Below are 25825 nucleotides of genomic sequence, written 5' to 3' on the forward strand. Positions count from 1 at the left end.
TCGGAAGCGGTTGGACGCCGTCGGAGCGAACGCAACCAGGCGAAACCCCTGGTCGCGACTTCTCCGTTTCGCATTCCTTGTGGTCAGGACTGCCAAAACCTCGTTTTTGCTGCACATCGCGACGCGGAAACGTGCGCGAAGCCCTGCTGCGCATGTTGGGAAGCCGATTATATTAGCGGAAAGCTCATCGTCCGTCGAAGAAAGACCCCGTCAGCATCCCGTGAAGCTCGTGCTGGGCTTTTCGCCAGCCGACTCCGTTCGTGGAAAGCCGTTTGCCCATGCGCCTTGCAAGAAGCCGTGCGATCTCGTCGAGTTCGATGAGGTTCCACACTGTTCTGCCCGTGATCGATACCACCGTGGTGCCTCGCGCCAGCAGGTCGTTCCTTCTTCTTGCGTCGTCGGCCATCTTCGCGCGGCTGCCGTGATGCAGGAAGCTGTCGTATTCCACGGCGATGTCGGCGGCCGGCCACAAGAGGTCGCAACGGTAGCGTCGGTCGGAGGGCTTGCGGCAGGCTTGCTTCTTGAGGCTCGCCCTTCCGTTCATCACGGGGCGCGGCAAGCCGTACCCGCCGAGCCGAGGGGGCAGGCAGAACAGCAGGACGATGGCCGTTTCCATGGGCGAAGCCGAACCCGGCGCGATGTGTCGCACTGCTTTCCGGGCTTTCACCAAGCCGGGCATGCACTCTGCCTTGAGCAGGAACCGCTCCAGCCGCTTGACGGTGGTGAAAGGGCTCGTTCGGTCGAAGTCGACGATGCCGACGGTTTCTATGCCGTAGATGCCGCACAGCTCGTCCCCCAGCTTGACAAGCCGGGGGCAGTCCAGGACTTCCGCCATCTGAACGAAGGCGAGCTCCGGGGAGGACGAGAACGTCTCTTCGTCGATCGGCAGGAACGAACGGGCGGGGAAGGGGCCTGATCGCACGTGGCAACGGGCGTCGGCGCATCGTATCCTGCACTCGCTGCTCGGCACGAGAAGGTGCACGGGCTTCGCGAGGTACCCGAGGCCGAAGCTGGCGAGCCCGTCGATGTCCGCGCGCGTCGTCTTACCGGCAGGCGGAAGCGGGGTTCCGTCGTGTCGAGGAAGCCGTTCCCGACGATCGGCTGCGGCCGGCGCGAGCGGGTCGGCCTTCGCGTATGCGAGCCATTCCAATGCGGAAGTATGACTGAGATACCTGTTCATGACGTGAGGGTAGCATGGGGCTTCGATATGCTACGAGCGCGCAGACCAGCTGTTTACCAGGTGTTATGGCACGTGGAATTCGCGTTGGAACGACGTTGGATCCGTAGGTGATCCACGTGGAAACGACGTTGGATCCGTGGGTGATCCGCGTTGGAGCCGCGTGGAATTCCCGTTATATCGAACGGCTTCCTTGCTCCTCTCGCGCGGGGTTGCGCAGCCGTTGCTTGTCCGGCGGGCGGGGCGATCGTACACTGGACGCATGATGAGAAGCCTTCCCGACAGCAAGCAGGCCGTTCGTTCGGCTGCCCGGCGGTTGGGCGCCTGGACGCGCCGGCCTTTCGACACGGGGTACCGCTGGGGTCTGCCGCTCGCGCTTTACGCGGGGCTCTGCCTTGCGCTGCCGGCGGGCGCGGGGCTCGCGCTGTTCCTGCCGCCTGCGCTCGCGCTCGCCTTGAAGGCGGTGCGCGTATCGCAGCGCATCCACCGCCTGGACTTCGTGCGGCTCGTCGACGAGAACGGCACGGCGCGCCTCGACACCGAGACCGACCGGCTGCAGCGCGCCTGGGTGCTCGGCTGCATCGCGCTCGTGGGTCTGTCGGCGGCGTTGCTCGTCTCGCGCGCGGCGCTCGCGCTTCTGCCGGGTGCGGAGCTGTCGGGTTCCATCGCGCTGTACCTGGGATTCGCCGCCGTGCTGCTGGGAGGCTTTCTGCTGCTCTACTACGTGGCGCTGCGCTTCGACAACGGGCTCGCGCGCGGCCTGGCCAGCATCGCGGTCACCCTGCCGGCGTTCTTCGTCATCGTCGCGGTTTTCGGCATGGTGCTCTCATGGATCTCGACGCTCGCGGGCTCCATCGGCCGGCCTGCCGAGGCGGCCGTCGCTGACGGGTTCTCCTGGGTCTACGACGTCCAGCGCGTGCTCGGATCGGCGACGGACTACTTCGTGCGCCAGGACGCCGTGATCATCGGCGGTTCGGTGGTGTTCGCCGCCGTGCTCCTGCTGCTGTACGCCTATACGGTACCGTACTACTGGATGAGCAGCGTTGCGCGCTGGTTCAAAGGGCTCGGCCTTGCGGCGGTGGCGTTCTCCGGTGCAGCCATCGTGTTCGCGGGCGCGTGGCTGGTGGACGTGCAGCGCTGGGCGGCGCAGGGCGAAAGCGGGCAGCTCGCGCACGTCGTCGATCCCGACCTTGTGGGCGACAAGGCCCGGGCGCTGGCCGACTACCGCACCGACGACCTGGTGGCGCTCGTGAAGGCCTTCGTTCTGCCCTATACCGTGGGGGTGTTCGTGGCGAACGCCGTGGTGGCGTACCGTCGGGCGAAGGCGAAGCGTGAGAGCGACGCGATCCTCGACGGCTTCGCCCAAAGCGGCGCGGCGGACGAGAAGGCCCTTCCCGAGCTCGAGAAGCGCTACCTGTTCTTCGGCGGGCGCCGCACGCTGTGGGACATCGCCTTGCGCTCCATCGGCCACGACGTGCCCCTGCCGAGCCCCTTCGCGCCACGCAAGCTCACCTGGAAGGAACGTCTGACGGGGGAGTTGGAGGAATGAGACGTTGGCCCCGTCCCATCGCCTCGCTTTTTTGGCGCGGGGAGGGATGCGCATCTCGCGCAACCCGTCCGCGCCGATTCGCGATGGATGCGACCCGTCCGCGCCGATCGCGCGCCTCTGCCGCGCTGGAAAAGGCAAAACCCCCGGACGCGAGTCCGGGGGTTTCAAGGGCGAAAACCAAGAAGGAGCTACTTGCCCTGCCAGTTCGGCGTGCGCTTCTCGACGAAGGCGGCCGGGCCCTCGATGCCGTCGGCGGTCTTCTCCAGGAAGCGGTAGGCGGCGTCGCTGTAGCGCATGGCGTCCTCTTCGGACATCTGGTCGGCGGCGTGCACGATGTACTTCGTCCACTTCAGGGCCAGAGGCGCGTTCTTCAGGCACTCTTCGGCCAGCTCGATGGCCTTGTCCATGACTTCCTCGGCCGGCACGACGTAGTTGATGAGACCCAGCGCCTTGGCCTCATCGGCCTTGATCTTCTTGCCGGTGAGCAGAAGCTCCATGCAGTCCTTGCGATTGATGTCGCGGGCGAGGCGCACGAGGCCGCCGGTGGAGGCGATGATGCCCAGACCCACCTCGGTGCAGCCGAACTTGGCGCGCTCGGAGGCCACCACCATGTCGCAGGACAGGGCGATCTCCATGCCGCCGCCGGCCGCGGAGCCGTTGCAGGCCGCGATCACGGGCTTGGAGCACAGGCGCGCGGTCAGGCCGCCGAAGCCGTGCTCGGTCACGGTCTGGCACTCGCCGCCTTCGCTGAGCTCGGAGAGATCCTCGCCCGCGCAGAACACCTTGCCGGTGCCGGTGACGATGATCGCGCGCACCGCGGGATCGGTCTCGGCGTTGTTCATGATGTTCTCCATGGCCTTGGAGGTGACGCCGTTGAGGGCGTTCGCCACGTCGGGACGGTTGATGCGGATGATCAGCAGGCCGTCCTCGCGAAGTTCGGATACGACGGTGTCGGTGCCATAGTAATCTGCCATTGCTCCTCCTTGGATTGTTGCGATCTCACGCCTGTTTCCCAAGCGGTCTCGCCTCCCGCTGCGGCATGTGCAGCACGGCGCAGCGGGAGGCTCGACGCGCCTGAAATCTGGTTCCATCATAGGGATCGTCAGGCATCGGCCGCATCGCAAGCAGCGCAGTAATTCGACGATACTGCGCAAGCGGGGCATCGCAAAAAAAGCAGTAGCCCCGAGTAAACCGGGGTAGCGACTACGTGGAAAGGGCTCGCCGCGCCGCCTGGCCCGCGCCGCCGCCGGACGGCTCCGGCGCCCCCGTCCGCAGAGCCCGCGCAGGCATAGTCAAAAGTTGAGTAATGAGGGTTTCACAGCGATTTTGCGATGACGGGGCGATGACAGGGCGGCAAACTGTCATCAACGCGCCGGGAAGGGCCCCCGAGCTTTCCGAACATCGGAGGAAGGCGCCGAGGCGCGCCCGGCCAACGACCTGCATGCAAAGGTAAGGCAAACGAGAAGGGAAAGGTACAGGATGAACATCGTTGCTGCTTTCAAGGTGGTTCCCGACGATCAGGATATCCAGGTGTCGGCAGACGGAACGCTCGACTACTCCAAGGCGAAAAACACCGTGTCCGCCTACGACCTGAACGCCATCGAGGCCGCCGCTCAGCTGGCCGCCGCCAACGAGGGCTCGAACGTGGTCGCCGTTACCGTGGGAGGCGCCGACATCGACGACTCCAAGCTGAAGAAGAACGTGCTCGCCCGCGGCGTGGACGAGCTGTACATGACCGCCGACGACGCATGCAAGGGACTTGACGCCCGCGCCACCGCCGTCGCGCTCGCCGAACTCGTTTCCAAGGTGGGCGACTTCGACGTCGTCCTCTGCGGCGACGGCTCCGCCGACAACTACGCGCAGCAGGTGGACGTGCAGCTGGCTGCCAAGCTGGGCCTGCCCGTGGTCACCGCCGCCACGAAGATTACCGCCAAGGACGGCGCGCTCGAGGTCGAGCGCACGCTGGAAGACGTGGTGGAGGTCGTCGAGGTGCCGCTTCCGGCCGTCGTGTCCGTCGCGCCGGACATCGCGCTGCCCCGCATCCCCGGCATGAAGGACATCCTCGCCGCCGGCAAGAAGCCGATGAACGTGGCGGGCGCCGACGGCGCGTACGAGAGCTCCATCGAGGTCGCGTCCTGCCTCGCCCCCAAGCAGGCTGATCGCAAGCGCGAGATCCTTGAAGCCTCGGCCGACGGCGCCATCGAGCAGTTCGCCGCCGCCCTCAAGGCCGCGCTGTAAGTTCCCTCGACCATCCCCTTATGCAATAGAAAGGCAGAGTTGATATTCATGAAAGCACTCGTTATCGCTGAACGCACGGATGCCGCTCGGGAGCTTTGCGCTGGCGCTCGCACCATGGCCGACGAAGTCGTGCTCGTCTCCTTCGGCGAGGCCCCCGAGGCCGTCGCCGATAAGATCGCCCGCATCTCCGTGCCGGAAGGGACCGTCCTCGACGACGCCGCCGACACCGTGATCTCGGTGTTCGACGCCGAGGCTCCGGCTGTGGTGCTCGTGGAACCCACGCGCCACATGAAGACGATCGCCGGCAAGCTGGCCGCCCATGCGAACGCCTCCGTCATCACCGACGTCATGTCCTTCGAGAACGGCGCCGTCAGCCTGTACTTCGGCGGCGTGGCCGAGCGCGTGCAGAAGGCCGCAGGCGACGTGGCCATCTACACGGTGGGCGCGGGCGCATTCGAGGGTGCCGAGGCCTCCGGCGCGAACGCCGTCGAGGACGTCGCCTGGGTTGCTCCGGCGACGCCCGTGAAGCTGGTCTCCTCCAAGCCCATCGAGAAGAGCGGCGTGGACCTGAACAAGGCCGACGTCGTCGTGGCCGCCGGCCGCGGCTTCGCCGAGGAGTCCGAGCTCGACCTGGCGCGCGAGCTGTGCGACAAGCTGGGCGCAGGCCTTGCCTGCTCGCGTCCCCTCACCGAGGGCGTGAACTGGCTTCCCACCGAGCTGTACGTGGGCGTGTCCGGCCTCATGCTGTCCCCGAAGGCGTACGTCGCCTGCGGCATCTCCGGCCAGATGCAGCACATGGTGGGCTGCAACCGCGCTGGCACGATGTTTGCTATCAACAAGGACAAGAACGCTCCGGTGTTCAAGCAGTGCGACTACGGCATCGTGGGCGACGTCAAGGACGTCCTGCCGAAGCTGGCGGCGGCACTGTAAGCCGAAGGCGGCAAGCTGCCCGGATCCGCGTTTTTCGCGGATCCGGGCAGCCGGTCAGGCCGCCGTCCCGAGCGCCGCAGGTGGAAGCGGGGCGGATGCATCCTCCCTTCGCCTCCCGACGAGACCTTCGCCAGCTCGTCGCGGCCTCGACGCTCCGCGCCCACCTCGCGCGCTCGGGACGGCGGCCTCAACGGTTCGCGACAATCGTCGCGTTCGGCAGGGCTGAGGAAACGCAACCGCGGGATGCTCCGAACCGGGATCGTGTTCGTTCGGGGCGCGACGGTTTGCGGGACGGCAAGAAAACGGAAACGCAACGATAGGAAAGGACAGGACATGGCTGATTTCGACGCGATCGTCGTGGGCTCCGGGTGCGCGGGCGCCGTGGCGGCCTACGAGCTCGCGAAGGCCGGCAAGTCGACCCTCGTGGTCGAGCGCGGCAACTTCGCCGGCGCGAAGAACATGACCGGCGGGCGCATCTACTCGCACTCGCTGAAGAAGGTGTTCCCCGACTTCGAGTCCGAGGCGCCCTTGGAGCGCAAGATCACCCACGAGCGCATCGCGCTCATGGACCCGGCCTCCCAGATGGCCGTCGACTTCACGAGCCCCGAGCTGGCCGAGGAGGGCAAGGACTCCTACTCGGTCCTGCGCGCGCCCTTCGACCAGTGGCTCGCCTCCAAGGCCGAGGACGCGGGCGCGGAGTACATCTGCGGCATCGCCGTCGAGGAGCTCCTGAAGGACGAGTCCGGCAGGGTCGCCGGCGTGCGCGCCGGCGAGGACGAGATCACCGCCGAGGTGACGATCGTCGCCGAGGGCGTGAACAGCCTGCTCTGCGAGCGCAGCCTGGGCAACCCCCGCCCGAAGCCCTCCCAGATGGCGGTCGGCGTCAAGCAGGTGTTCGAGCTGCCCTCGAACGTCATCGAGGATCGCTTCCTGGTCCCGGAGGGCGAGGGCGCGGCCATGCTGTTCGTGGGCGACTGCACGCACGGCAACGTCGGCGGCGGCTTCCTCTACACGAACAGGGACTCGATCTCGCTCGGCCTCGTGGCCACCATCTCGCTGGCCGCCGACGGCGCGAACGAGACGCCGGTGTACCAGATGCTCGAGGACTTCAAGGGCCACCCGGCGGTCGCGCCGATCATCCGCGGCGCGAAGCTCGTGGAGCACTCCGGCCACATGGTGCCCGAGGGCGGCTACGGCATGATCCCGAAGTACGTGTTCGACGGCTGCCTGGTGGCCGGCGAGTCGGCCGGCCTCTGCATGAACATGGGCTACCAGGTGCGCGGCATGGACTTCGCCGTGGCCTCCGGCCAGATGGCGGGCCAGGCGGCCGTGCGCGCGCTCGACGCGGGCGACACGAGCGAGGCGGGGCTCGCCTCCTACAAGGAGGCGATGGAGGGCTCCTTCGTCATCCAGGACCTGCGCACCTTCTCCAAGTGGCCGCACGTCATGGAGGGCTGGGACCGCATGTTCACCGAGTACCCGGCCATGGCGCGCGACGTCTTCAACGCCATGTTCAGCGTGGACGGAAAACCCCAGAAGCCGCTGATGAAGCGCATGATGCCCATAGTCAAGCAGCGCGGCCTGTTCAAGCTGGCCGGCGAGGTTCGGAAGGCGGTGAAGTCGCTGTGAGCGAGGTCAAGGAGATCACGGTCAACGTCGACGAGTACCTGGCGCTCGACAAGTACGAGGTGGACGAGGAGAGCGCGCACATCGAGCTCGTGGACGACCCCGACATCGAGGAGTTCCTGAAGCTCGTGCGCGTGTGCCCGGCGGCGCTCTACAAGATCGACGAGGACGGCAAGAAGTCCTTCGACTACGCGGGCTGCCTGGAGTGCGGCACCTGCCGCATCGCCTGCGAGGGCACCATCGTCAAGAAGTGGGAGAACCCCCGGCCCACGATGGGCGTGGAGTACCGGTTCGGGTAGGAACCGCACGTCCTGACGGAATCGTTTGCAAGATATTCGCGGCCCCGATGATCGAAAGATCGTCGGGGCCGTTTTCATGCCGCCGTGCAAGCGCGTCTCGGCCTCATGCCTTCCCGTGCGGCTAGCGGCCGGCTTACGCGACGGTATCGAACCGATGGCGAACGGCAACACTTCTCGCCGTAGGGGCTTGCGGAGGCTTAGAGTGGAGCCGTATTCGAACGCATCGAAAGGAGCTCCATCATATGAGTACGCTCATCGTGCTCGGTTACCCGAGCGAAGCGGAAGCGAAGTCCGCCTACCAGAAGATCCTCGATCTCGACAAGAACCTCATCGTCAGCCTGCAGTCCGTCGCAGTCGTGGCGCGGCGCGCCGACGGCAAGTACGACGTGGTGACGCCCGGCTCCAAGGTGGGAACCTCCGCGGTGTGGGGTCTGTTCTGGGGCGTGCTGTTCGGTCTGTTGTTCTTCGTGCCCATCGTCGGCGCGGCGCTGGGCGCGGGCATCGGCGCGTTGACGGGCGCCATCGTCAAGCACGGCGTGGACAAGGACTTCCAGGATCGCGTGCGCAACCTGCTGAGCACCGACGACAGCGCCGCCGTGTTCATGGTGGTCGACGAGATGACCACCGACAAGTTCATCGATGCCATCCGCCCGTTCGGCGGCGACGTGCTGCAGACCTCGCTGTCCATCAAGGACGAGGAAGAGCTCAAGCACGAGCTTTTCAAGAACTAGCTTCCGTCCGCCCGAAGGCATCGCCCCGGGTCGGTCCAGAGGCCCTTCCATCCTGTGGGAGCGAGGATGGAAGGGCCTTCGGTCGCATGCGGGACGCTTCGCGAGTTTTCCGGGCGTTTCCAAGCCTTCTCGCAAGCGTTTGACCAAGCGAAAGATGGCCGTTCGGCGCTTTTTCGTTGCGACGGCACGCGAACGGGGGATAATTACCCGGATGCATTGTTGCGACGAGAGAAAAGGGGAGCGCACTATGGCGGATGACAACAGGCTCGGAGAGAAGATCGTCACCCTGCGGACCGCCCACCATCTGTCGAGCCGGGATCTGGCGGATCGTTGCGGATGCGACGTCTCGGTCATCGAGGGCTTGGAGCGCGGCGAGCTGCCGGCATCTCTCGCGCCGCTCATCAAGATCACCCGAGCGTTGGGCGTGCGTCTTGGCACGCTCATGGACGACGACGAGAATCTGGGCCCCGCGTACATCGACCGCGATCAGATGGAGGAGGTCGAGCGCACGAAGAGCCTCGAAACGACTTCGGGCGGCGACTTGAGCTACTTCAGCCTTGCAGCCGGGCGCCCTTCGCGTCACATGGATCCGTTCGTCATCACGGTGGATCCCTCCGGCGAAGCCGATCACGAGCTGGTGGGGCACGAAGGAGAGGAGTGGCTCTACGGCATGGAGGGCTGCATCGAGATCGAGTACGGCAAGGAGCTGTACGTGCTGCATCCCGGCGAGAGCATCTACTACGACTCCATCGTGCCTCATCAGGTGCGTGCCCATGACGGCCAGAAGGCGAAGTTCCTGGCCGTCGTGTACACGCCGATCTAGGGGAGGGAACATGACGACCGAAGCCATCACCGCCCCCGTCCCGGGCGATCCAGACTACCCGCTGCACTCCGAGAAGACCATCGGCCGCTACTTCCGCGATCAGGTGGCTGTAGATCCCGATCACGAGTTCGTCGTGTATCCCGACCGCGCGTTGCGTTGGACGTACAAGGAGTTCGACGAGCGCACCGACAACCTGGCGCGCGGCTTGCTCGCCATCGGCATGCGCCCAGGCGATCACCTCGGCGTGTGGGCGCGCAACATCCCCGACTGGCTGACGTTCATGTACGCCACGGCCAAGATCGGCGTGGTCATGGTCACGGTGAACCCCGTGTACAAGAGCCACGAGCTTGACTACGTGCTGAAGCAGTCGGACATGAAGGCGCTGTGCGTCATCGACGCCTATCGCGACGTGGACTATCTGAAGATCATCCGAGATCTCGTGCCCGAGACGCTCACGCAGCAGCGCGGCTACCTGGAGTCCGAGAACTACCCCTTCCTCAAGAACATCATCTACATGGGTCCCGAAAAGCATCGCGGCTGCTATAGCGTGCCGGAGCTCGTGCTGCTGGGAAGCCATGTGCCCGAAGAGGCGTTGGCAGAGGCGGAAACCCATTTCGACAACAACGACGTGGTGATGATGCAGTACACGTCCGGCACCACGGGCTTTCCGAAGGGCGTCATGCTCACGCACCGCAACATCCTGAACAACGGCTTCTATATCGGCGAAGGCCAGAAGCTCGGACCCGACGACCGCGTGACGCTGCCCGTTCCGTTCTTCCACTGCTTCGGTTGCGTGCTGGGCGTCATGGCGAACCTTACGCACCGCTCCACCATGATCATCGTGGAGGAGTTCGACGCGGGGCTCGTGCTGCAGGCCGTACATAAGGAGCGCGCCACCAGCGTCTACGGCGTGCCCACCATGTTCATCGCCGAACTCAACCACCCCGACTTCGATACGTTCGATCTGTCCAGCCTGCGCACAGGCATCATGGCCGGCAGCCCCTGCCCGCCCGAGACCATGCGCGAGGTCATGGACCGCATGTACATGAAGGAGATCACCATCTGCTACGGCCTCACCGAGACGAGCCCCGTGTTCACGCAGACCAGCGCCGACGACGACATCGAGCACAAGTGCGAGACGGTGGGGCGCAAGCATCCTCCGGTGGACGTGCGCGTGATCGACCCCGCCGACGGCCGCATCTGCGGACCTGGTGAGCCTGGCGAGCTGTGCTGCAAGGGCTACAACGTGATGAAGGGCTACTACAAGATGCCCGAGGAGACGGCGCGTGCCATCGACGCGGACGGCTACCTGCATTCGGGCGACCTCGGCACGGTGGACGAGGACGGCTACTACCGCGTTACCGGGCGCATCAAGGACATGATCATCCGCGGAGGCGAGAACGTGTACCCCTTGGAGGTGGAGAACTTCCTCTTGACCATGCCCGGCGTGCTGGACGCCCAGGTGGTGGGCATTCCTGATCCGAAGCTGGGCGAGCTCGTGGGCGCGTTCGTCCGCGTGCGCCCCGGTTACGAGGATATGACCGAGGACGATGTGCGCGCCTTCGCCATTCCGCGCATCGCTCGCTACAAGGTGCCCAAGCGCGTGTTCTTCGTGGACGATTTCCCTATGACCCCGTCCATGAAGGTGCAGAAGTTCAAGCTGCGCGAAATGGCCGAAGAGCTGGTGCGAGCAGGCAAGTAGCAAGCCGTTCTTTTTAGGGGAGGGCGCGTATTCCGGTGCGGCCCTCCCGAATGAGGCAGGGGGACGGGGCTGAAGACTCGCTTTGCGGCCAAACGAGTCGTCAGCTCCATCTCTCAGTCCCACTTTCGCCTCGTTCTCGATATTCTCCCCGCTTTCGCCGGCAATTCGGCCACCGTCTCCGTCACCGTATGTTATTATTCTCGTCGCATATTTGCGGGCGTGTTCCCGCAACCTACGTAATGGCTGGCGAGAAACGGAAACGAACATGAAACGCACCCACCGTGCCTTGTCGGCGGCGCTTGCCGTCGTCTTGGCGTCTTCGTTGTGCACCATCCCGGCATACGCCGTCGAAAGCGATGCGGAACCCGCCCCTCCCGGACGGGTCCAGGCGGACGAGACGGCGCCGAATCAGAGCCCCGAAGCCGATCACGGGCCTGGAAACGAGGTTCCGGACGCATCCGGCACCGCCGAGGCTTCCGGATCCAAATCTCAAACCCGAACCGAAAACGCAACGGAGCCTACGGCTTCGCCCCTGCAAGCTGAAAACGCTTCGCGCAGCGCCGTTGCCCCGCCGGCAGGCGAGCTGCGCGTGACGCTGACCGAGGGCCGTCCGGCGGCGACGGCCGGCACCGCCTACGAGGTGGCCCTCGCCGACTCCGACGGCGTGCAGGTCGGCGCGCAGCAGCTGAACCTTTCCCTTGAAGGCGACTCCTGGTCGGTCGCGCGATTCGGCGGTCTGGCCGACGGTTCCTACACGCTGAGCGTGCGCGCGCCCGGCATCGCGCCGTACTCCCAGAAGATCGACGTCAAGGGCGATTCCTCCGCCGTTGAGCTGTACGTGGGCGACCTGGCCGCCGACCCGCAGGCTCCGGCGCGCATCGGCGTGCTCGTGCCCGGCGATGTCAACGGCGACGGCACGGTCGACGATGCGGACGCCTCCGCCATCATCGACGACATAGAGGCGGGCGCGGCAAGCCCCGCCTGCGACGCGAACGGCGACGGCACGGTGTCGCTCGCGGATCTCGAGACGGCCGTGTCCAGCTTCGATCGCGTCGCGGTGGAGGCCACCGTGGCGCGCTCGCTGCCCCCGCGGCGGTCGAGGCGGCGCCGGGCGAGGGCACCGAGGTGGCGTCCGGCAGCCTCGACGAGGTGGTAGGCGCCGACGCGAAGCCCGTCTCGCTCAGGGCCTCGGAGGCCATTTCCGACGAGCATCCGGTGGAAGTGTCCTTCGACCTGGCGAAAGATTCCGAACAGGCCCCGAAGCTGGGCGGCATGGTGATCAACGTGCCCGCCAGCGGCGACCATGCCCCTGAGGCGGGCCGCCTCTTGGTCGAGCTGACGGACGGCACCGTCCGCGAGATCGGCATCTCCCGAGCCGAGGCTCGCGCGGCCTTCTTCCGCTCCAGCGCGCCCACGGCCGTGATCGACGAGAACGGCACGGTGGTGGTGGACTTCGGCGGCCAGATCGCTGTCAAGAAGGTCACGCTCGTCATCACCAAAACGCAGGGCGGCACGAACCTCGCCGAGGTGTCCAAGGTGGAGTTCCTCAACAACATGGAGGAGCGCATCCCCGAACCCGAGCTGAACATTCCCGGCGAGCTTTCCGCCGTCGCGGGCAGCAAGCAGTTCTCCGTTTCATGGAAGGCGGAGACCAACGTGACGGGCTACGAGCTCTCCATCAGCGCGAACGGCAGGGAAGAGGTCAAGCGCGCCACGGGCACCTCGCTTTCCGTCACGCAGTTCGACGAGCAGAAGATCAAGAACGGCACCGTGTTCACCCTCAAGGTTCGCTCCACGAACGGCGCCTGGCGCAGCGACTGGTCCGGCAGCGTCCAGGTCACGCCGAAGGCCGAGAAGGTTCCCGACGCGCCCGAGGGCATCTCGCTGTCCGGCGCCTATCGAGGGTTCAAGGCCAGCTGGAAGAACATGGAGGACACCGATTCGTACAACCTGTTCTATCGTGAGAAGGCCGACGAGGGCGGCGATTTCACGAAGGTGCCCGACCTGACGAAGACGTCCTGCTCCGTTGACGGTTTGAAGGACGATACCGAGTACCAGGTGTATCTGACCGGTGCGAACGAGATCGGCGAGAGCGCGCCTTCGGTCATGGCCGTCGTGCGCACGGCGAACGTCAAGCCGGCGCAGCTGCCGGCTTACCGCCTGGTTAACACCGAGAACGCGGATGGCGACTACCTGAACCGCATCGTCTCGGCAACCTACGGGCGCGGCTCCATGATCGACAGCCCGCTGGACGAAACGTCGGGCGAGGCAAAAAGCGCCTACGGCTTGTTCGACGACGACTACGCGTCGTATCTCAAAGTGGCCGACTGGGACGAGGGCGGCTTTTACCCCGCGCTCGGCAAGGGCGTCACGGTGACGTTCGACCAGCCCCAGACGCTCGGCATGGTTTCGTTCGCCGACGTTCAGGACGGCGTTCCTTACGGCAGGGTCAGCGTCTCTTACGTCGACGACGCTGGCGCTTGGCAGACCGTCCAGGCGAACGTGCAGATGCGCACGGGCGAGAACGGGCGCAAGTACGTGCTGGCGAAGCTGCCTCAGCCCGTGACCTCGTCCAAGGTGAGGATCGGCATGGGCCATTCCTGGTCCTCGGGCAACGTCGTGGTCGCCGAGATGCGCTTCCATGCCTACGACAAGCCATTTTCCCGGCACAGCTTGTCGCTCATGTTCCGTATGCCGTAATAGCTCCTTTTGTTGGAATTGTATTTATGGTGGTCTACAAAGTTCACCGCGCAAAAAATGATATGGTTATGGACGTGTCCTTTGTCAATGTGCGTCGTGAGTACATACTCATGCTGCCCCTTTGTTACCGCGTCGGCAAGCTGCTTTCCGATTTCATGGGCTTTCTGATAATCGACTTCCCCCGGCTCAAAGGACTGTATCAGATGAAAGGCTAAATTGTTCCCCTTTTGGAGTGCTTGCGACAGGGTATATTCAAACTCAATATCTGCCGTTTCATAGGAGCAACCGAAAGAGGACACAAGCATTTTCCCGTCCGTCTTGTCCGGGTTTTCGATATAGTCAAGGGCTTTGCTTAGAGTGCTTTTAATAGGCTTAATCTTTGTAACCGCCATATCTCCGCAAGCACCCCCTTTATTTCCTCTATGTCCTCTTGGTATGCGTTCCCCGTCGCGTTTACGCGGCGTGCTATCTGGTTGACGTTGACACCGATTTTCTGTATCTCTGCGGTCATAGCCTTTATATCGGCGTGGTCTATCTGAATGATATACCCGTCAATGGCAATCTTCCGCAGATACGCCGCCATGTTCCGGGTGGGTACGAGCTTCATTTTTTCCAGTATTAAATCCCGTTCCGCTTCCGTCACTCTGAATTTGATTTGCACTGTCCTTTTGCGTCCGTCCATGTGTTCGCTCCTTTCCTTTCCGTTCCGAGGGTTTGGGACACTTCCCAACAAGCAATTTTCAACCGACGCGCCGCAGCGCGGGAGGGCGAAAATACGGAAGTGGGTACCCGCTTCCTATGCTTGCTACGAATGTTTTTATCCTTTAGGCTCTTATCCCTTACTACGGAGAAAAAGCGATTTTGCCAAACTTCCGCAAAAGAAAAACGCTGCAATCTCAAAAAAGATTACAACGCTCTCTAAATCCTGTTCAGTTTTAAGTCGGACATTCCTATTCGCCCTCTTTTTCGACTTCGGAAATCTCCTTTGCCGTTGCGGTTACAATCCGTATGCCTGTATCGCTCATACCGTCAAGAAGCGCGTCAAGCTGCCGCCGCTGCGTGTTCTTCTCCGGCGGCGTTTCTAAAAGGAATTGGTCTACGGATATATGGTAACGCTGTATCAGCTCAAAGAATATCTGTAAACTTGGGTGCTGCCCCTTGTTCTCAATGTTCGCAAGGTAGCGCGGCGAGATAAACATTTCGTCGCCTACTTTCTTGCGGCTCTCCTTGCATCCCTCACGCGCTGCCTTTATCGCTGCCCCAAAAGCCTTGAAGTCGTATCGTGGTACTGGTCTTTTTGCCATAGTTATTCACCCTATTACATTTTACTGTTCCCCTTTCTTCTTGGATATGTCTACGTAGTTCTATCAGTTAGCCAAAATAATTCATATATATATATGTTGACAACAAGCTGCTTTTGTATATAATATTATATAAAAGGGGGGGAATGTTTATGTTACATAGCATGCGTATTCGATAAGCATTGAAATCAAAAAAGATTTTTCCCATTTTCAATATGGGCTTTTTTGTCATGCTTATTTTGCGTATGCTATACAACAAAACTAACGACGTATAGACATAGTATAAAAACTATGCCTTAATTTTGTTGTAGTATTATATGTATAAATGCAGGTCAATGCTCATGTTGAGAATTGACCTGCATTTTTTTGCGCAAAAGGAGAAATATTATGCTTGAAAAATATTGGATAAAATGTCCAATTTGTAACGGAAAGACGAGGGTTCAAGTATTTTATAATACGGTATTAAGAAATTTTCCTCTTTTCTGCCCTAAATGTAAATTAACGCATATCGTTGATGTTGAAAAACTAGAAATCATAATCAAAAACTCTGAAAAACAAACTTTTTAATTTTGAAAAGGAAGGATATTTAAATGAAACACTTACCTAAAAGTACACCTACGGAAATATTGAATGACCCATACGGATTTACTTACAAAGAAATGTCGGAAGTAATTGGAGAGGATAAAGCAAGAGCCTTATATACGGAATTGTATAAACAGCCATTTCACAAAGAAAATCTATCAATATCAACAAAAAAAGTCTATAAAAGTAGCGATACTGAAAAGTATGTTTATGAATTGAAAGATAACAGGTATATTGAAACGGTTTTTATTAAACGGCGAGATGGTGGGACTGTTTGCGTAAGTACGCAAGTTGGTTGTTCTGTTGGCTGTATTTTTTGTGAGTCCGGACGCAATGGTTTTGTTCGTAATCTAACACCGTCTGAAATTGTGCAGCAGGTTGTATTGATACGTCAAAAAGTAAATCGTATCGTTTTTATGGGAATGGGAGAACCTTTATTCAATTACGACAACTTGATTGCAGCAATCCATATTCTTCGAGATAGAAATGGACTTAACTTTCCAACCGACGGCATTACCGTATCAACAGTTGGTCCAGTTAATCAATTAAAAAAATTGCGCGAAGAACATCTAAAAATTCAGTTGACAATATCTTTACATGCAGCAACACAGGCTGCGAGAAACTGTATCATTCCTCATATGCACATGTACGCTATTGAAGATGTTGTTAAGCAAGCATTGTCCTATTCTCAAAGGCATAATCGAAAAGTGGTATTTGCGTATTTGCTTTTACCAGGTATAAATGACCGTTCCTCAGATATAAGGCAACTTGCAAAATGGTTTAAGGGCAAAAATGTTATGATTAACGTGCTGCAATACAACCCGACGAGTAATTCAAAAATTAGAGCACCACAAAAACAAGAAATGGTTGCGTTCAAACATCAATTAGAGCAAACAGGACTTGAAGTTACCATGAGAGTTTCTCATGGTAGAGAGATTAAAGCAGCTTGTGGATAGTTAGCTAATACATATAATAAAGCCAAAAAACAACAGAAATAATTTAATTAAAAGAGCCAGACGCACAGACGCAGAGCCGATAATATGCAGTTTGAAATACTGCTGTTATCGGCTCTTTTTTGATTTTAATTTGTGCCCCTAATAACCATATTGGAGCAAAATCAGAACTGTTGCTTGTCGTTCTTTGATTTCCGCAGCAGCTTTGAAAAATCAAAGCCGCCGTTTCTTTTTATCTTCTAATGAAATGACGCGGTATCACTGTTGAAATCGGCGGCTAAAGGAGGTAGCCGCCATGAAGCAAAAAGCATATCGACAAAATCCGACAGTTATTGACTTATCAAAAAAAGCCCGCCCACCACCGGGGGAAACTACGCTTATATATATGAACTGTCTAATCATCTGGATACTGCTTACAATGCCTATGCGCCCGTCCGGGCTTTTCGGACGGGCGCATTTTGTACGTTCAAAAAATTTTTGAAGAAATTTCAAAAAATCTTCGGCGTTTTTGAAAAACGCCGTATTGCCCCGCGAAAAGGGGGGAAGCACCACCAACTTTCCAACGAGAAAGGAGGTGAGAATGTGGAACCTAATAGCAGGGAGTTTTACAAACAGTGTGCTTTTCAGAAGTTTTGTAATACGGTATTGCACAATGAAGCTTGCGACACCCATAGAGAACTTCGCAGACACAAGGCAAAGGAAGTGACCTTTTCCGACATGACCTTAGACGAAGCGCGGCGGCTTCACGTTTGATGAATATTTCAAACGTGAAGCCGCCGAAACCGTCTTTGAGAAAGCCGGGAAGAAAATCACGCCAAAGCTGCTTCTTGAAGCAATCCGTACTTTGCCGGAAGAAAAGCGCAAAGCCATATTGCTGTATTACTTCGAGGGAATGAACGATACCGAGATTGCGGAGCTGTTCAACACGTCGAGAAGCACGATACAGTACAGGCGGACAAGCTCTTTTGAGAAATTAAGAAAATATCTGGAGGAAAATGCTGATGAATGGGACGAATGGTAACGAACCCGGCTACCCGGAAAATGCCCTTGTTCCTTATCCTGTCATTGTGGCAGCGACAACTTCTCTCCTGCTTGAGTAATCGCAAATTCATCCGCTTTGTGATCTCTTAACAAGCCAGCCAGCTGAAGAAAATGTATGCGCTTTAATATTTCAGAACCATTTTCTTTCTCGAATCCGTATTTAACGATAGAGGCAGCTGAAAGATCGTTTTTCGTTTTTGGTCGATTCTTTAATTCTTGCAAGATTTCGAAAACAAACATACATGCCTTATGCAAACAGCAACACATATTTAATGGGTTGGCGTCTTTGTTCCAGAGAATCGCAAGCTCGGTTGCCTGATAGCGGTTCCTCGACGCTCTTTCAACAAAGCCGATTCCCGATAGCATGTTTAGAAATGAGCGAGCAGAAGAAGGCTTGATTCCGTAATTTGCCGTCGAAAAAGCTTCGACTTCCTCTCTCGTTCTAGGAGCTTCAAAAAATGCAATATAAGCAGTGAGCGTAGATATTAATTCAGCTTTGCCGCCGGGGTAATAACCGATACTCCCTTTCCTAGACCTCAAATCTTCCTGCTCTAGCTCACATAAAGATAAAGCCCAGGGCGAAGCCTCGTAGACAAGGGGATCAGATAGCTCCCCTTCCGAAATAGACTCGGGAAAAACAACTTCGATGGTTTTTAGGAACGATCGCCCGGCATCAGTCAATTCATATAGCAGCGAATGCTCATGAAAGACGACTAAACCCAAATCCCTTAGCCATACGGTACGCCGATTAACCTCGCTATTTTTCTTCCAAGGCATAAAATACTGCGTAGTTGCGATCTCTTGAAGCATCGAAGCCTTCATCGGCTTCTGCAAGAGGTAGAGTATTTCGCCTAAGTATTTTGTATTTGCACAGAGTACGGCCGCTAAGTAGCCGTCATCCTTCGACGAAAGCCATTTCTCAGCCTCCTCAGAGAGGGACCAGCTACCATTTTTATCTCTAACCAGACCTACAGGTCTTAAACGCTGGCAGCAAACGCCAAGGGTGACCTCCGAATCTGAACCGGGAATGCCAACAGGAGAGGTTTGAGGTTTTCCGCTTGCCACATCTTCCAGAATTATCCTCAAGGCACCTGTCATGCCCATGGAGCCACGTGGAATGTTCGGTGCAGCTTGAGCTTTCATACACCACGTCCGTGGGGTTGGATAATCAGCTATGGGAATATCTTTCATTACGCCCTCAATCATGTCGTTCGCCAGTACGCAAATCAATCTGCTATCCATGATGCTATTCTATATATAGTACCTGATAAGGCTTCCCACGTGCGGCCGCTGAAGTTGCAGAATATTACGGATTCGACCTTTCCTCCGTTACCCGCGCTTTGTGGAAACAGACGGCTCGCGATTGTCGCATTCCCCTGGATTTCGACAATCACGAGCCGAACGAAACGAGACTTCGTAGCATTTAGGAAGCCGAATCCATCATCGCTGCTGGCGGAATAGGCGCCTTTTACGACTCCGGCCGCAACCTTCTTGTGCGGCGAGGGCGTAAGCATGGCCCTCCTGAAAGCTGAATTCACGCCTGCTTTTAAACGAGACTTGAAAAAGCTCGACAAGCGTCACGTCGACGATGCGCCTTTAGCTGATGTTATCGATTTGATTATTGAGAGCACAACGGAGTCGTTCGAAAAGCTACACAACTGACTTTTGATCTGGAGGACGTTTGATGGTTTAGCCCTTATGCAGCGAACCGGATCCCATGATGACTTGTTCCGCTAGGAGCATATGCGCGAGCATTCTGGAAGACAATACCCTTAATGAGCTTATCCTGACCAACCCCCCCCCCAAAAAAAAATAGGCGCGCATAAGCCATCTGCATCTGGGGCGCAGTCGCCACCGACTCTTCGAGCTCGCCAACCGAACGCGCTTTTTTGTCCTCGACAAGACGCTTGTCCCACAGGCAGCCCTCAACGCGAGCCGTCAACGTACTTCTCGAAGTAGCCCTTGTCGCGAAAGGCGTATTCCCTGCTCTTGATGCGAATCGAGAACGCGAACGGAACGAGGATGAGGAATACGGCGATCCCCAGGAATATCCCGATGCCGCCGACTACCTCCCACACGGTCGCCCCGCAGTCGACGAGCCATCTGAGCGCCACGGCAGCCATCGGGACGAGCACGCACCAAGACGTGACGAGGCCGGGACCGTAGACGGTTCGCTTTCCCCGGTCTTTGAACTTGCGGTACATGAGGATGCCGCTACGCGTGTGATTCACGGTCTCCCCCAGCGCGAAGAAGACCACCAGGCTCATGACAACCGGTTCGATCGTCGCAGCGTTGAGCGCAACGGCGATTATGACGATCTCGGCTCCTAGGTTCGTGATCATGTTGGTGCAACGGTTCTGAGGATAGACCATGGGTTCTTTCGAACCGAAGCCCATGTTGTTCATGTAGAAGAAACCTCCGGGGAACGTGTTCTCCTCGAAGACATGCAAGGGAACCGCAACGGCCAGCATGCAGGCGAGTTTCTGCGGAAGATCGAACGCTGCCCAATTCCACAGCAAATAGCAGGTCATCGCAACCCCGAGAAGATAAACGAGGTAAAGCCACATTTGGTCGCACCAGCGGCTGAAGGGACTTTTGAACATGGCTTCCATCCTCTCGCTCCAACGGAATCGGCTCCCAACGCGTTCCGCCTAAACGATCCTCACGTACCCGTCTTTCCGGGGTTTCGGCTCGGATGCAGAGCCGTCGCCGTAGCCCAGAATACAGTTGGCGACGCCCACGTAATCACCGTCGAGGCCCCACTCCTTCAAAAGCGCCCGACCCTCGTCGGTCTCGAAGACCTCCTTGGCACGATAGATGAAGCACGAATCGACTCCGACGGCATGCGCCGCGTTCAGAAGGTTGCCCGCCACAAGACAAGCGTCTTCGAACCAGGTAGGCACAACGTCCTTGTGGCCGAACACGATCGCGACTGCAGGAGCCCCGTAGAAGGGATCGGTGTCGCGCCCCATCGCCCCCGCGTTGAGGGCGGCTACCTTGTCCCTGGTCTCCTTGCTCTCCACCAGCACGATCACAGGCGACTGAGCCCCCATTCCCGTAGGCGCATAGGTTGCAGCCTCCAAGATCGCCTCGAGCTTCTCGCGCTCCACGGGCCTATCTGCATAACTCCTCACCGCGCGCCGAGTTTTCAGGCTTTCGATGACCGCGTTTCCCGACATAAGGGGCCTCCATTCATCCTTCGCGGAGCTTCTCGCTCCACCCGCTCTTATCCCGTCGTGCAACTTTCAAGTTTTCGCGATTCGAATATAATGAGCCCGCTGTGTCAATTAAATAGCCAATTGCGAGAATCAGGCCAATTAAGGACTCGCAAGAAGCGATCGATCGTTTAACGACTCAGGTCAAAAGCACGATGCCGAACGAAAAGGGACAGAGGAAACGGACTAGGCGACTGCGTTGGACGGATCCTGGGTTTCCCCGATTTGTTGCCCTCTTGTAATCTTGCAGTATAATGGCGAAGCGCAAAATCGAATCCAACCGCATAGTATTCGCTTGCGTTCCGCCCGGTCGATCCGGGCGGAACGCTTTTTCGCGCGCACCGAGCAGAAGCGACGACATGGAAGAGCAGAGCATTGCAACGCGACAAGATCAAACCGATACTTTTCAGCATCATCAAGCACACCGACAGCGAAGAGCTCAAACGACAGCTTCCCAAAGACGTTGTTTCGGGCGTCATGGTGGCCGTGGTGGCGCTGCCTCTTTCCATCGCGCTGGCCATCGCTTCGGGCGTGAGCCCTGAGCAAGGCCTTTACACGGCCATCGTCGCCGGGTTCCTCATCGCGTTCCTCGGCGGCAGCCGCGTGCAAATCTCGGGCCCCACGGCGGCGTTCGCCACCATCGTTGCAGGCATCGTGGCAACCGACGGCATGGACGGCCTCGTCGCAGCCACCGTCATCGCCGGCGTGCTGCTCATGCTGATGGGCTTCTTCAAGCTGGGATCGCTCATCCGGTTCGTTCCCTACACCATCACCACGGGCTTTACGGCAGGCATCGCCGTGACCCTCGTCATCGGCCAAGTCAAAGACTTCCTCGGCCTCGCCTTCCCCGCCGGCGCGCCCACGGTCGAGACTATGGACAAGCTGCAGGCCGTCGCCCAAAGCATCGGAACGGCCAACTGGCAAGCGTTCGTCGTGGGAGCGGTCTGCCTCGCCATCCTGTTCGCCTGGCCTAAGGTCAGCGAACGCATCCCCGGATCCCTTGTCGCGCTCATCGTGGGAATCGCCCTGGTCAGCGGCTTCGGCATGCAGGTGAGCACCATCGGTGACCTGTACGCCATCAGCAGCGACCTGCCCGAATTCCGCATTCCCCAACTCAACGTCGACCTGCTGGCCGACCAGCTTCCCAACGGCATCACCATCGCCATCCTGGCCGCGATCGAATCGCTCCTGTCCTGCGTCGTCGCCGACAGCATGATCAGCTCGCACCACCGCAGCAACATGGAGCTGGTTGCGCAGGGCGTGGGCAACATCGGCTCGGTACTATTCGGCGGAATCCCCGCAACCGGCGCCATCGCGCGCACCGCCGCGAACGTGAAGAACGGAGGCAGAACGCCCGTCGCCGGCATGACCCATGCGCTCGTGCTGCTGATCGTCCTCGTGTTCTTCATGCCCTACGCGGCTCTCATCCCCATGCCGACCATCGCGGCCATCTTGCTGCACGTCGCCTACAACATGTCGGGATGGCGCAATTTCGCACACTTGTGCAAGACGGCCTCCCGAGGAGCGGTGGCCACGCTGCTGCTCACCTTCGCGCTGACCGTCGTGTTCGACCTGGTGGTGGCGATTGCCGTGGGCATGTTGATCACGGTCGTCCTGTTCATGAAGATGGTGAGCGAGGAGACCGAGGTTCGCGGCTGGAAATACTACTGCGACGAGGATTCCGAGGTCACGCACCTGCGCGAACTCCCTGAAAGCGTGCGCGTGTACGAGATCAACGGACCCATGTTCTTCGGCATGACCGACCGCATATCCGACATATCGGTGAAATCCTTCACGAAGTACCTGATCATCCGCATGCGAGGCGTGCCATCGCTCGATTCGACGGGCATGAACGCGCTGGAGAACCTCTACGGGTACTGCCGCGAGAACGGCGTCAGCCTCATCTTCTCGCACGCCAACGAGCAGCCGATGAAAACCATGCGCCGCGCTGGTTTCGTGGACATGGTGGGAGAAGACCATTTCCGCAGCAATATCGACGATGCAATCGCTTACGCGCGCAAGCTGCTGGACGAAGAGGGGGAAACGGCATCGGCCTAGCTTTCAAATGCCCGCCACGACGACGGAGGCCGAACCATCCTTACGACGTAAGCTCCCGGTACGCATAGCAATCGACCACGTGGTCGTTCACGATGCCGATGGATTGCAGGTAGGCATACACGATGGTGGAGCCGACGAACTTGAAGCCGCGCTTCTTGAGATCCTTGCTGATGCGGTCGGAAAGCGGCGTGGTCGCCGGCACGTCGGCCTGGGTTTTCCAGCGGTTCACGATGGGTTCGCCATCCACATAGCCCCAGATGAACGCATCGAAGCTTCCGAACTCGCGGGCCACGTCCAGAAACAGCTTCGCGTTGGTTACGGCCGCGTTGATCTTAAGGCGGTTGCGCACGATCCCCTCGTTAGCCATGAGCTCTTCAACCTTGGCCTCGTCGTAGAGCGCCACCTTGGCAGGGTCGAAGCCGTCGAACGCTTCGCGGTACGCCTCGCGCTTCTTCAGGATAGTCAGCCACGAGAGGCCCGCCTGCGCGCCCTCCAAAACCAACAGCTCGAACAGCATGCGATCGTCATGGGTGGGCCTTCCCCACTCGTTATCGTGGTAGTCGACGTACACGGGTACGTCGCCCGCCCACGAGCACCTGCGCTTCTCGTCCATGGCGCCTCCTAGCGAAACGTCATCCGGTATTCCAGCACGGCACGCTCCCCGGGCGCAAGCGTGCGCACGCCGGGCTTCTCGGACAGCTCACGTGGGGAGAAGCGTGCGTCGGGCAGCGCGGACCAGGGCTCTATGCACAGGTATCGGGCATCGTCCTGGCCGGCCTTCGTCCAAATGCCCAGATAGGGAAAATCGGAAAACTCCACCGTCACCTCGTAGCCGTGCGCGACACTAGCCAGCGTCGCGACGCTGCCAGGAACGTTCTCCAGCACGACGGTGTCGATACCCAGCTGCTCGGGCGTCTTGGTCAAGCGGCCGTCTTCCAGCGGCACCTCGACCTTCGGCAGCGTCAGTATCCCAGCCTCGTCCATCCCGAACATCTCGAGCACATCGACGCCTTCGAAGCGCACGAAATAGTCGGACATGCGCTCCCCCGGCAACAAGCGCGTCGCATACGCCTCGTGGCCTCCCAGCTCGAACGGCAGGGGGACGTCGCCCTGGTTCTCAACGGTGTGCGACTTCACGATCGAGGAACCCTCGAGCGTGAAGTCGACGGTCAATCGGAAATCGAAGGGATAGACGGCCCGGGTCCGCTCGTCGGAAGCCGTCTCGAAACGGACGCGCACATCCGAAACCTGCTCGGCGGAAAACAAGCGGTCGCGGCAGAAACCGTGCATCGGCGCATCCACCCGTCGGCCCCCGTTCGCGTACCAACCGTCGCGCAAGCGCCCGATCAGCGGGAACAGCAACGGAGCCCGACGACCCCACACCGCAGGGTCGCCCGACCACATGCGCTCGACGCCGCCGCACACGACGCTCTGCAGCTCCGCGCCCACGGGCGAGATGATCACGGACAACGCGCCGTTCTCCAGCACGAACGTCGACAGCTCTTTCATCAGCACTCCTTACACCGCCCACACGGGAAACGCCCACACCTGCGAGACTATGGGGAAGGCATCTTCGGTCATGCAGAGGATGCACCCCATCCCCACTTCGCGCTTGAAAGCCCGCAGCTCTACAGGAACGTCGTCGAACGTCACTGGATCGATGGCGTTGAGATTGCGGGCGTCCTTCTTGCTTGGCGACGCGGTCTTCTTCACCTCTATCGGAAAGAGCACGCCATCCTGCTCCAAAAGCATATCGATTTCCTTTTTGTCGTTCGTTCTGAAGAAATGCAGCGGAGCTCGCCTGCCCGCATTGAGGAAGCTCTTGTAGACCTCGCCGAATGCGTACGTTTCGAAAATCTGCCCGCTCATGGCACCGACCTCCAACGCCTCGGGACTGCTCCACCCGGAAAGATACGCCGCAAGACCGGTATCGAGAAAATGCATGACGGGCTGCTTGCTCAATCGTTTTAGGATGTTGTTAGAGTACGGCTCGACCACCTTCACCAGGTAGGAACTTACCAGCAACGAAAGCCACGTCTTCGCAGTCTTCTGATCGATGTCCGCAAGCCTGGCGAGTTCGGCGTACACCACCGGCCTCGACGTGAGGGCAGCGCATGCCGCCATGAAACGCCTGAATTTGAGCTCGTCGCCCACCTGCGCGAGATCCCGGATGTCGCGCATGATATACGTATCCAGATACGACTCGTAACCGCCCGCACGCAAATCGTCGGGCAGGGCACGGATGCCGGGCAGCGAACCCGCGCATATCTGCCGATACGCTTCCGACACCCCGAAGGGCTTCGCCATATCCACGCGCCGCATGAAGTAGTCTGCGCTGGGCAGATACGGTTCCGAGGGGGTGCCAGCCACCTCGGAATGCGAAAGACCGAGCATTTCCACGATGCCGACGCGGCCGGCCAGGGACTCGGACACGGCTTTCATCAAGTGCAGCGGCTGGGAACCAGTAATCCACACGGATCCGCAATCATCGCGCTCGTCGACGATCATCTTGATATACGGAAGAAGCTCGGGGGCCTTCTGTATCTCGTCAATCAGAACAGGCGGACGATAGCGCTGCAGGAAAAGCGCCGGATCTTCCTTCGCCGTCTGCAGAATTGCCGTGTTGTCAAGCGTTACGTAAACTCGGTCGACACCGCTCTCGGCCTCTTCCTCCATCAGATGCTTGAGCATAGTCGTCTTGCCGACCTGCCTCGGTCCGGTCACGGCAACTATTTTGAAGTTCTCGGAATAGCGTCTCACCAAAGGTTCAAGCGCTCGTTCGATGTACATGACAACCTCATATCTTCTCAAATCTGGAATATACTACCATTTTTGAGAATTTTAACAGATGAAGCCAACCTGTCTTCTCGAAACCTTGAGCCGTAGCAGCGTCGTTACGT

Annotated in this window: 25 protein-coding genes and 3 pseudogenes; 16 read left to right on the forward strand and 12 right to left on the reverse strand. The window is 59.3% G+C overall.

The features are described 5' to 3' along the window. Window positions 1-184: 184 nt before the first annotated feature. Window positions 185-922, reverse strand: a complete 738-nt coding sequence (locus HMPREF1023_RS01485) for a hypothetical protein (protein WP_232228676.1) — start codon at window positions 920-922, stop codon at window positions 185-187. Between the two features lie 517 nt (window positions 923-1439). On the opposite strand from HMPREF1023_RS01485, the gene HMPREF1023_RS01490 reads away from it, so the two are divergent. After that, complete coding sequence (locus HMPREF1023_RS01490; RefSeq protein ID WP_009304361.1) at window positions 1440-2726, forward strand: hypothetical protein; 1287 nt, start codon at window positions 1440-1442, stop codon at window positions 2724-2726. 188 nt (window positions 2727-2914) lie between these two features. Here HMPREF1023_RS01490 and HMPREF1023_RS01495 read toward each other — a convergent pair whose 3' ends face one another. After that, the gene (locus HMPREF1023_RS01495; protein WP_009304362.1) at window positions 2915-3700 is read right to left on the reverse strand and encodes an enoyl-CoA hydratase/isomerase family protein; all 786 of its coding nucleotides are present in this window, start codon (window positions 3698-3700) and stop codon (window positions 2915-2917) included. Window positions 3701-4205: 505 nt separating this feature from the next. Here HMPREF1023_RS01495 and fixA point away from each other — a divergent pair. From fixA to HMPREF1023_RS15865, 9 genes are all read left to right on the forward strand, one after another. Further along, on the forward strand, window positions 4206-4964 hold the full coding sequence (gene fixA / locus HMPREF1023_RS01500; RefSeq protein ID WP_009304363.1) for a putative electron transfer flavoprotein FixA: 759 nt from the start codon (window positions 4206-4208) through the stop codon (window positions 4962-4964). A 48-nt stretch (window positions 4965-5012) separates the two neighbouring features. After that, complete coding sequence (locus HMPREF1023_RS01505; protein WP_009304364.1) at window positions 5013-5894, forward strand: electron transfer flavoprotein subunit alpha/FixB family protein; 882 nt, start codon at window positions 5013-5015, stop codon at window positions 5892-5894. 333 nt (window positions 5895-6227) lie between these two features. Beyond that, a complete protein-coding gene (locus tag HMPREF1023_RS01510; RefSeq protein WP_009304365.1) occupies window positions 6228-7523 on the forward strand; it encodes an FAD-dependent oxidoreductase in 1296 nt (431 codons plus the stop codon). Then, window positions 7520-7819 (forward strand): ferredoxin ydiT, encoded by a 300-nt coding sequence (locus tag HMPREF1023_RS01515; RefSeq protein ID WP_009304366.1) that lies wholly within the window; start codon window positions 7520-7522, stop codon window positions 7817-7819. The genes HMPREF1023_RS01510 and HMPREF1023_RS01515 overlap by 4 nt, the downstream gene beginning before the upstream one ends. A 242-nt stretch (window positions 7820-8061) precedes the next feature. Continuing rightward, a complete protein-coding gene (locus HMPREF1023_RS01520) occupies window positions 8062-8550 on the forward strand; it encodes a DUF1269 domain-containing protein (RefSeq protein WP_009304367.1) in 489 nt (162 codons plus the stop codon). 247 nt (window positions 8551-8797) lie between these two features. Beyond that, window positions 8798-9373 (forward strand): helix-turn-helix domain-containing protein, encoded by a 576-nt coding sequence (locus tag HMPREF1023_RS01525; RefSeq protein ID WP_009304368.1) that lies wholly within the window; start codon window positions 8798-8800, stop codon window positions 9371-9373. A 10-nt stretch (window positions 9374-9383) separates the two neighbouring features. Then, window positions 9384-11075, forward strand: coding sequence for an AMP-binding protein (locus tag HMPREF1023_RS01530; RefSeq protein WP_009304369.1), 1692 nt, complete (start codon window positions 9384-9386; stop codon window positions 11073-11075). Window positions 11076-11340: 265 nt separating this feature from the next. Next, a complete protein-coding gene (locus HMPREF1023_RS15860) occupies window positions 11341-12231 on the forward strand; it encodes a dockerin type I domain-containing protein (RefSeq protein WP_009304370.1) in 891 nt (296 codons plus the stop codon). Window positions 12232-13001: 770 nt separating this feature from the next. Then, window positions 13002-13775 carry a fibronectin type III domain-containing protein gene (locus tag HMPREF1023_RS15865; protein WP_232228690.1) on the forward strand — a complete coding sequence of 258 codons (774 nt, stop codon included), beginning with the start codon at window positions 13002-13004 and terminating at the stop codon, window positions 13773-13775. Here the strand turns inward: HMPREF1023_RS15865 and HMPREF1023_RS15090 are convergent. The 3 genes and pseudogenes from HMPREF1023_RS15090 to HMPREF1023_RS01545 all read right to left on the reverse strand — a co-directional run. Continuing rightward, a pseudogene (locus HMPREF1023_RS15090) lies at window positions 13724-14167 on the reverse strand (relaxase/mobilization nuclease domain-containing protein); the annotation flags it as partial. The gene HMPREF1023_RS15865 and the pseudogene HMPREF1023_RS15090 overlap by 52 nt on opposite strands. Then, window positions 14128-14457, reverse strand: a complete 330-nt coding sequence (mobC, locus tag HMPREF1023_RS01540) for a plasmid mobilization relaxosome protein MobC (protein ID WP_002569185.1) — start codon at window positions 14455-14457, stop codon at window positions 14128-14130. The pseudogene HMPREF1023_RS15090 and the gene mobC, both read right to left, overlap by 40 nt. A 268-nt stretch (window positions 14458-14725) precedes the next feature. Beyond that, window positions 14726-15079 (reverse strand): helix-turn-helix transcriptional regulator, encoded by a 354-nt coding sequence (locus HMPREF1023_RS01545; RefSeq protein WP_002569186.1) that lies wholly within the window; start codon window positions 15077-15079, stop codon window positions 14726-14728. 384 nt (window positions 15080-15463) lie between these two features. Between HMPREF1023_RS01545 and HMPREF1023_RS15095 the strand changes: the two genes are divergently transcribed. Further along, window positions 15464-15643 carry a cysteine-rich KTR domain-containing protein gene (locus HMPREF1023_RS15095; RefSeq protein WP_002588768.1) on the forward strand — a complete coding sequence of 60 codons (180 nt, stop codon included), beginning with the start codon at window positions 15464-15466 and terminating at the stop codon, window positions 15641-15643. Between the two features lie 23 nt (window positions 15644-15666). Continuing rightward, window positions 15667-16614, forward strand: coding sequence for a 23S rRNA (adenine(2503)-C(2))-methyltransferase RlmN (rlmN, locus tag HMPREF1023_RS15100; protein ID WP_083802122.1), 948 nt, complete (start codon window positions 15667-15669; stop codon window positions 16612-16614). Between the two features lie 255 nt (window positions 16615-16869). On the opposite strand, the gene HMPREF1023_RS15870 is transcribed toward rlmN, so the two are convergent. Further along, window positions 16870-17283, reverse strand: coding sequence for a hypothetical protein (locus HMPREF1023_RS15870; RefSeq protein ID WP_232228693.1), 414 nt, complete (start codon window positions 17281-17283; stop codon window positions 16870-16872). A gap of 118 nt (window positions 17284-17401) precedes the next feature. Between HMPREF1023_RS15870 and HMPREF1023_RS16155 the strand changes: the two are divergent. Then, window positions 17402-17632, forward strand: a pseudogene (locus HMPREF1023_RS16155) (RNA polymerase sigma factor); the annotation flags it as partial. Further along, a pseudogene (locus tag HMPREF1023_RS15110) lies at window positions 17613-17690 on the forward strand (helix-turn-helix domain-containing protein); the annotation flags it as partial. The pseudogenes HMPREF1023_RS16155 and HMPREF1023_RS15110, both read left to right, overlap by 20 nt. On the opposite strand, the gene HMPREF1023_RS15375 reads toward HMPREF1023_RS15110, so the two are convergent. Continuing rightward, window positions 17674-18894 carry a hypothetical protein gene (locus tag HMPREF1023_RS15375; RefSeq protein WP_009304376.1) on the reverse strand — a complete coding sequence of 407 codons (1221 nt, stop codon included), beginning with the start codon at window positions 18892-18894 and terminating at the stop codon, window positions 17674-17676. The pseudogene HMPREF1023_RS15110 and the gene HMPREF1023_RS15375 overlap by 17 nt on opposite strands. Before the next feature lie 270 nt (window positions 18895-19164). Here HMPREF1023_RS15375 and HMPREF1023_RS15120 point away from each other — a divergent pair, with 270 nt between their 5' ends. Then, entirely contained in the window at window positions 19165-19314 is a 150-nt protein-coding gene (locus tag HMPREF1023_RS15120) for a type II toxin-antitoxin system YafQ family toxin (protein WP_220150939.1), read from the forward strand. 263 nt (window positions 19315-19577) lie between these two features. On the opposite strand, the gene HMPREF1023_RS01560 is transcribed toward HMPREF1023_RS15120, so the two are convergent. Both HMPREF1023_RS01560 and HMPREF1023_RS01565 read right to left on the reverse strand, forming a co-directional pair. Continuing rightward, window positions 19578-20255 carry an HXXEE domain-containing protein gene (locus HMPREF1023_RS01560; protein WP_009304377.1) on the reverse strand — a complete coding sequence of 226 codons (678 nt, stop codon included), beginning with the start codon at window positions 20253-20255 and terminating at the stop codon, window positions 19578-19580. Between the two features lie 48 nt (window positions 20256-20303). Then, entirely contained in the window at window positions 20304-20831 is a 528-nt protein-coding gene (locus tag HMPREF1023_RS01565) for a nitroreductase (RefSeq protein WP_009304378.1), read from the reverse strand. Between the two features lie 411 nt (window positions 20832-21242). Here HMPREF1023_RS01565 and HMPREF1023_RS01570 point away from each other — a divergent pair, with 411 nt between their 5' ends. Further along, window positions 21243-22925 (forward strand): SulP family inorganic anion transporter, encoded by a 1683-nt coding sequence (locus HMPREF1023_RS01570; protein ID WP_009304379.1) that lies wholly within the window; start codon window positions 21243-21245, stop codon window positions 22923-22925. A 40-nt stretch (window positions 22926-22965) separates the two neighbouring features. Here the strand turns inward: HMPREF1023_RS01570 and HMPREF1023_RS01575 are convergent, their stop codons facing one another. The 3 genes from HMPREF1023_RS01575 to HMPREF1023_RS01585 are packed head-to-tail and all read right to left on the reverse strand — an operon-like array spanning window position 22966 to window position 25715. After that, a complete protein-coding gene (locus HMPREF1023_RS01575) occupies window positions 22966-23538 on the reverse strand; it encodes a DNA-3-methyladenine glycosylase I (RefSeq protein WP_009304380.1) in 573 nt (190 codons plus the stop codon). An 8-nt stretch (window positions 23539-23546) separates the two neighbouring features. Continuing rightward, window positions 23547-24434 carry an aldose 1-epimerase family protein gene (locus HMPREF1023_RS01580; RefSeq protein WP_009304381.1) on the reverse strand — a complete coding sequence of 296 codons (888 nt, stop codon included), beginning with the start codon at window positions 24432-24434 and terminating at the stop codon, window positions 23547-23549. Between the two features lie 9 nt (window positions 24435-24443). Then, entirely contained in the window at window positions 24444-25715 is a 1272-nt protein-coding gene (locus HMPREF1023_RS01585) for an ATP-binding protein (RefSeq protein WP_009304382.1), read from the reverse strand. Window positions 25716-25825 lie beyond the last annotated feature (110 nt).

Origin of the sequence: Eggerthella sp. 1_3_56FAA (assembly GCF_000185625.1) — a bacterium.
GTDB lineage: Bacteria > Actinomycetota > Coriobacteriia > Coriobacteriales > Eggerthellaceae > Eggerthella > Eggerthella lenta.